The sequence below is a fragment of the Synechococcus sp. OH2 genome (assembly GCF_047462155.1).
In the GTDB taxonomy this organism is placed as follows: Bacteria; Cyanobacteriota; Cyanobacteriia; order Thermostichales; family Thermostichaceae; genus Thermostichus.
The window spans coordinates 14,327-20,472 of sequence record NZ_JANSIR010000023.1 but is presented as its reverse complement, the minus strand read 5'-3'; the positions used below and the strand labels follow the sequence as shown (position 1 = coordinate 20,472).

Here is a 6,146-nt window from a genome sequence, read left to right as displayed (position 1 = left end):
CGGGATCCCTGGAGCGTCAACGGATTGGCGGCGGTGGCGGTGGCGGCGGCTCTGGCGGATGAAGACTTTCGCCGGCGCACCCTGGCCTGGCTGCCGATGGCGCGGGAGCATTTGTTGAGCGGTCTGCAGGCGCTACCCGGCTGGGATCCCTGGCCCAGTCAGGCTAACTTTGTACTGGTGCGCTGCCCTGGCTCCGCTACGCAGATTCAAGAAAAGCTGTTGCGGCAGCACCGCATCCTGGTGCGGGATTGCCTGAGCTTTCCAGAGCTGGGGGATCGCTATCTGCGCATTGGCCTGAGAACCCTGACGGAGCAGGAGCAGTTGCTATCGGCCTGTCGAGAGATCTTGGAAAATAGCTAGAGAGCTTCTTTCTGGCGAGAGAGATTATGGTTGAGGTGGTGACTCCCCTTTGGCCGGAGTGCGAGGCTTCTATCGTGAAGGGGGTAGCCCACCACAGCGATCTGGAACTGCTGCGGGCCTTTCAACGGCAGCCGCAGGCGGCGCGCTACTTCATCGCCCTGTTTTGCCGCTACTGCGCCTGGGTGGATGGGATCCTGGCCGAGCATCTGCCCCCGGAGCGGCGGGCTGCCGCTCGAGAGGAGGTTTGGCTGCACCTTTATGCGCGCCTTCAGCATCTCGATGCCCGCACGCTACAGAGTGAGGGGGGCGGGGATCCGGTGCTGGCGCCCTGGCTGGCGGCGCAAATCCGCGAGCTGATCTGGTCTTTTGCGGGGCGGTCTGACGGCACGGCAGAGAGTGAGGCCACCCCTCCTCAAACCGCGAGCGCCGGTGCAGCGAAGCCCTCTCTTTCGCCAGCATTGGCCTGTTACCTGACCGCCGCTCTGGACAACTTGCCGGGAGATATGCGCTTCATTCTGCTGCTACGGGATCGGTTTGGTTGGTCACCGGATCGCATCGCCGCCCAGCTCAAAGCTGACCGGTACTACCTCGCGCCGGAAGAGGTGGATGCCATTGTTGCCTCCGCTCGCCAGCTCCTGCTTCGGCATCTGCCGGCGGATGTGCGCGACCTCTATCTTGCGGCAAATCCCTAGAAGAAGGCCTTCGGCTTGTGGCATGGTAGTAATGGCTTGCCTTTATCCCTGGGGTTGGCTCTGCGGTTGGGCAGTTCCCGGGTTCAGCACCGGCTTGGTTCTGCTTGCTTCCCAGCTCTTAGTCTGGCGAGGGTGAGTTGTCTATGAGTTTTTCTCCACTTCCCTCAGATGCTACTCGACCCCTACCAAGGGACCAGCAAACCCAGCCAACTCCTCAACTGACGCTTCAGGAAGCGCTGAGCTGTTTACATCTGGATGAGCTCAAGGAATTGGAGCGATTTCGCCTCTGGCAACGTTTGCAGCGCAGGTCATCTGTCCCCTTGCCATGGACAGATCCTCTTGGAAGCGATATCCCCCTAGAGCGCTCTTCACCTGTGCTGATGCAAGAAATCGTGGAAGACTTGGAGGAGGAGGAAACACCACGGCCGGCGGGGGTGCTCTCCCCCCTTTGGCTCTTGCTGCTGTGGGCCCTCTCCTGTGCGGGGATCGGCTTCGGGGTGCGCTGGTTGATCTGGCCGGAAGAGCTGTCGCTTCCCCAAACCGCTGTCCTGACCCACAACATCCAAAGGGGGATCCCTGGCCAGGTGGATTTGGCCCAGTTGCCCCTGATTCCCCTGGAGCCGCTGCCGGGACAGGTAGGGGAAGAGTTCTATTCGGGGAGGCTGGATCCCAGTCAGTTGGCGCTAGGGTTGGCGAACACTCCCAATCTGGAGGAGTTGCGGGTCGAGCCCCTTCAGGATGTCCTCAACTTGTTGGACAGTCTACAAACCGACTTGGCCTCGGCTGCACAGGAACCTGCTCCTTCCCTCTCGAAAACGGTGGAGCAAGTGGCAGCCAGCCTGGAGCGCCCCTCCCAGCCTAAAGTAACCGCTGTTTCAGAATCTTTGCTCACGGTGCCCCTGAACAGCAACGATCTCGATTCCTTAGGGCCTAACCGCGGCGAAGGAACTTTTTTGGTGCTGACCACCTACTCCGGAGAGGAAAGCTTGGCGCGAGCTCGGCAAGTTGCCAATGATGCTTTTGTAAAAGATGTGAACGGCCAGAAGTTTGTGCAGTTGGCAGCATTTGAACAACTGGAATATGCCCGCTACCACGCTGAAACTTTGAAGAACAAGGGCTTTAACGTCACCATTGCCGAGCAGTAGCTTTGGCCATCGGTCAGCAAGCTGCACGAAAGTTAGCTACAGTCATTCATTAGGTAGCAATGGAGCAGTTAGATCCCTAACCCCCCTCTCCCAGAGATAGGCTGAGGGTAAGCGCTGCTCGTCTTTGGCGGTCTAGAGCGGCCGGCAGCCTCCTCCAAACCGATTAGAACCGCCCTATAATTCCCTTTTTCACAACTGACCTAGCTTTTGTAGTAGGCAGTGCCTTTATTGACAAAGTCCAACGTGTAGGCGGCTTGGTAGTTGATGGTTGGCTCAAAGACACCCGCCACTGTCATACTCTCGAAGAAGCTTTGCCAACGTTCGTGGGTCATGGCGCCAATGCCCTTTTCTAGCGCATCGCCGGACAAAATAACACCGTACTCCTTCAACTTCTCAAAGCTATAGGCCAACTGCTCATCGCTCATCTCCGGGTTATCCTGCTTGATGAGGCGATAGGCGGGGCGGGGATCCTCCAGAAAGCTGTACCAGCCCTTGATAGAGGCATCCACAAATCGCTGCACCAGGTCTGGCTTGGTTTCCACCAGTTGGCGCCGCGTCTCGATGGTTGTGGCATAGGGGTTGTAGCCGTAGTCGGCTAGGAGAAAAATTACCGGCTTAAAGCCTCCTTGTTTTTCAATGGCAAAAGGCTCAGAGGTGAGATACCCCTGCTGCGCTGAGGTGGGATCCGCCAAGAAGGGACCGGGGTTGAAGTTGTAGGGGCGGGTCTGGTCGTCGGTGAAGCCGTACTTGGCCCGCAGAAAGGGCCAGTAGGTGGTAAAAGCCCCTTTGGCCACGAAGATGGGTCGGCCCTTGAGATCCTCCAAGCGCTGGGTGCCGGGATGGGCGAGGAGAACCTGGGGGTCTTTTTGGAAAATAGCCGCCACGCAGATGAGCGGGATCCCTTCCCGCACGGCGTTGATGACTCCCGCGCTTCCCCCCATGGCAAAGTCGGCAGCTCCGCCGGCCAAAATCTGGGTAATGTTGACGCCAGGGCCGCCCATCTGGATGGTGACGTCTAGCCCATATTCGCGATAGATGCCTGTGGCCACCGCCTGGTAAAAGCCGCCATGCTCCGCCTGGGCATACCAGTTGGTAGCATAGGAAACCCGGTCGAGTTTGGATCCCTGAGCCACGATGAGAGTGGGGGAGGATCGGGCAGCCGCTGCCGCCAGCAGACTTCCCCCAAGGGCAGCAGCTCCTGCTTTGAGCAACTGACGACGGCTGAAGGTGCCGCTATCGGGTTGAGAGGATCCAGTCGAGGCCATAAGCAACTCAAGCAAAAGATGATGCCAGCATTCTACATCCCGGAGGAGACCCTGTGCGCCTGGCTACAGGAAGATCTCGGCCACGGCGATCTCACCAGCGAGCTGACGCTGCCCCCCGGAGTAGAGGGCGAGGCGGTGATCCTAGCTAAGGAGGCAGGGATCCTGGCGGGTCTGGAGATTGCCAGGCGGGTTTTCCGGCTGGTGGATCCCCAGGTGGAGTTCGCTCCCAAGGCAGAGGAAGGGGAGAGCGTGGCCGTCGGCCAAGAAGTGCTCCAGCTCAAGGGATCCCTGCGGGGGATTCTGGCAGCAGAAAGGCTAGCGCTGAACCTTCTCCAAAGGCTTTCTGGCATTGCCACCCTTACCCGCACCTACGTAGAGGCGTTGCGGGGAACCTCGACCCAGCTCCTGGACACCCGCAAGACCACCCCCGGCCTGCGCGCTCTGGAGAAATATGCGGTGCGGGTAGGAGGCGGCAAAAACCACCGCTTTGGCCTCTTCGACGGCATCTTGATTAAGGAAAACCACATTCGCGGTGCCGGCGGCATCTTGGCAGCCGTCCAGCGGGCCAAAGCAGGTGCCCCCCACCACCTCAAGGTCGAGGTTGAGGTGCGCAACCTCCAGGAGCTGGAGGAGGCTTTGGCGGCAGGCGCCGATCTAATCCTTCTCGATAACTTCCCCTTGGAGCAGATCCGGGCTGCCGTTCAACGGGTAGGGGGGAAAGTTCCCCTAGAAGCCAGCGGCAACATGAACCTAGAGCGCGCCCGGCAAGCGGCGGAGGCAGGCGTTGACTACATCAGTGTGGGGGCCCTGACTCACTCGGCCAAGGCCCTGGATCTCTCCTTGCTCGTGGTGCGGCCCTGAGGTTTGCCCCAGGGAGCGCTGTTTCTAATGCTAGGCTAGGTAACAATCCCGCCTAAAGCAGGAAGGCCAGTTGCTGCCTGCTGGCAACTTCTCCTTAGCCCCGCACCAGTCCAGATCTGCACCCGTGGCCGGCCCAGCCAAAACAGAAGGTTCACCATGACCCAAGAAACCCTTGTCCAGGAAATTGCTCGACTCAAGCAGGAAAGGCAGGCCGTTATCCTAGCCCACTCCTACCAACTCCCCGAGGTGCAGGAAGTGGCGGACTTTGTGGGAGACTCCCTGGGCCTGGCCCGCGAGGCCCAAAAGACAGATGCCCAGGTCATTGTCTTTGCTGGCGTCCACTTCATGGCCGAGACGGCAGCTATCCTCAACCCGGGAAAGACGGTGCTGCTGCCGGATCTAGAGGCAGGCTGCTCCCTGGCCGATAGCATCCGGCCTGAGGATGTGCGGCGCTGGAAGGAGGCCAACCCCGAGGGGCTGGTGGTGGCCTATGTCAACACGGCCGCCGAGATTAAAGCCCTGGCCGATGTCTGCGTTACCAGCGCCAACGCTGTGCAGGTGGTGACCAGCCTGCCGCCGGATCGCCCCATCTTCTTTGTGCCGGATATGTTCCTGGGGGCCTATGTAGCCCAGACAACGGGGAGGGAGTTGGATCTGTTCCCCGGCGAGTGCCACGTCCATGTGGGCATTCGCGAGGAGCACCTCAAGGCAATGGCAGAAAAGCACCCGGAGGCGGAGTTCCTCATCCACCCTGAGTGCAGTTGCGGCTCCAGTTGTCTATTTCTCAAGCCGGACGCCAAGCTCCTTTCTACCGAGGGGATGGTGCGTTATGCCAGAACTTCGGCCAGCCGCGAGTTTGTGGTTGCCACCGAAGTGGGCATTCTCCACCGGCTGCAAAAAGAGGCCCCCGATAAGACCTTTATCCCCGTCAAGGCGGACGCCGTCTGCGAGTATATGAAAAAAATTACCCTGGAGAAGATCTACCGCTCCCTAGTGGAGATGCGCTACGTGATCCAGGTGCCGGAGGCGGTGGCCGAAAAAGCCCGCAGGTCGATCCTAGCCATGCTGTCAGTGCCTGCTGGAGCCTAGAGGGAGCACCCTTGGCGAGGGTCTGTTTTGTCCAGTGTTGTCTACGTCTTTCCTAGCGGAAACAGACCTCTTGATCCTGGGGGCAGGGGTGGCAGGGATCTATGCAGCCCTGTGGGCGGAAGCAGAGGGAGCCAGAACCCTGGTGGTAAGCAAGGATCCCTTGCCTTCTGGATCCACTCCTTGGGCGCAGGGGGGGATAGCTTTTCCACTGGATGCAGCAGATGTGGAAGCCCACCTCCAGGACACCCTGCAAGCAGGCCGTGGCTTGGTGGAAGTGGAGGTGGCCCGCTCCATCCTGCACGAAGCCCCCTTTCACCTGGAGAGGCTTTTGTCCTGGGGGCTGCCCTTCCATCCGGAGCCGGTGCGGGAAGGGGGCCACTCGCGGGCGCGGATACGCCATCTGGGAGGGGATCGGAGCGGGCTGTGGCTGCTGCAAGGTTTGCTGGCTCGCCTAAACAAGCCGCCTCTCCAGGGATACACAGCCCTCAGCCTTTTGATGGCAGGAGACAGGGTAGGGGGAGCCCTGCTGCTGGGGCCAGATGGGCCACTGCAGGTGAAAGCAGGGGCAGTTCTCTTAGCTACAGGCGGGTTTGGCAGCCTTTTCCCCCTCTCGACGGCTCCGCCGGGGGCCAGCGGGGATGGGATGGCCTTGGCCTGGCGGGCAGGAGCTGTCCTAAGGGATCTGGAGTTTGTGCAGTTTCACCCCACCGCCTTGCCCAATGGAGCCCTGGTCA

At 60.3% G+C, this 6,146-nt stretch carries 7 protein-coding genes; 6 read left to right on the top strand and 1 reads right to left on the bottom strand.

Translation table 11 applies throughout. The annotated features are described in order from the left end of the window. From NW835_RS01870 to NW835_RS01860, 3 genes are all read left to right on the top strand, one after another. Positions 1–360 (top strand): aminotransferase class I/II-fold pyridoxal phosphate-dependent enzyme (locus NW835_RS01870; protein ID WP_414414370.1); only part of this gene is annotated, 360 nt, incomplete at its 5' end. 26 nt (positions 361–386) lie between these two features. Further along, the gene (locus tag NW835_RS01865; RefSeq protein ID WP_414414369.1) at positions 387–1,052 is read left to right on the top strand and encodes a hypothetical protein; all 666 of its coding nucleotides are present in this window, start codon (positions 387–389) and stop codon (positions 1,050–1,052) included. A 380-nt stretch (positions 1,053–1,432) separates the two neighbouring features. Next, complete coding sequence (locus NW835_RS01860; protein ID WP_414371276.1) at positions 1,433–2,197, top strand: hypothetical protein; 765 nt, start codon at positions 1,433–1,435, stop codon at positions 2,195–2,197. Between the two features lie 200 nt (positions 2,198–2,397). On the opposite strand, the gene NW835_RS01855 is transcribed toward NW835_RS01860, so the two are convergent. Next, entirely contained in the window at positions 2,398–3,462 is a 1,065-nt protein-coding gene (locus NW835_RS01855; protein WP_414414368.1) for an ABC transporter substrate-binding protein, read from the bottom strand. An 18-nt stretch (positions 3,463–3,480) separates the two neighbouring features. On the opposite strand from NW835_RS01855, the gene nadC reads away from it, so the two are divergent. The 3 genes from nadC to NW835_RS01840 form a co-directional block, all read left to right on the top strand. Beyond that, positions 3,481–4,323 (top strand): carboxylating nicotinate-nucleotide diphosphorylase, encoded by an 843-nt coding sequence (nadC, locus tag NW835_RS01850; protein ID WP_414385437.1) that lies wholly within the window; start codon positions 3,481–3,483, stop codon positions 4,321–4,323. A gap of 156 nt (positions 4,324–4,479) precedes the next feature. Then, a complete protein-coding gene (gene nadA, locus NW835_RS01845; protein WP_414414367.1) occupies positions 4,480–5,412 on the top strand; it encodes a quinolinate synthase NadA in 933 nt (310 codons plus the stop codon). Between the two features lie 37 nt (positions 5,413–5,449). Then, positions 5,450–6,146, top strand: a 697-nt coding sequence (locus NW835_RS01840; protein ID WP_414414366.1) for an FAD-binding protein, incomplete at its 3' end; no start/stop codon positions are given.

What these genes read in the sequence shown, in the direction of transcription:
- NW835_RS01865 (WP_414414369.1), top strand. Translation starts at nt 387, where the DNA reads ATGGTTGAGGTGGTGACTCCCCTTTGGCCGGAGTGCGAGGCTTCTATC.
- NW835_RS01860 (WP_414371276.1), top strand. Translation starts at nt 1,433, where the DNA reads ATGCAAGAAATCGTGGAAGACTTGGAGGAGGAGGAAACACCACGGCCG.
- NW835_RS01855 (WP_414414368.1), bottom strand. Translation starts at nt 3,462, where the DNA reads ATGGCCTCGACTGGATCCTCTCAACCCGATAGCGGCACCTTCAGCCGT.
- nadC (WP_414385437.1), top strand. Translation starts at nt 3,481, where the DNA reads ATGATGCCAGCATTCTACATCCCGGAGGAGACCCTGTGCGCCTGGCTA.
- nadA (WP_414414367.1), top strand. Translation starts at nt 4,480, where the DNA reads ATGACCCAAGAAACCCTTGTCCAGGAAATTGCTCGACTCAAGCAGGAA.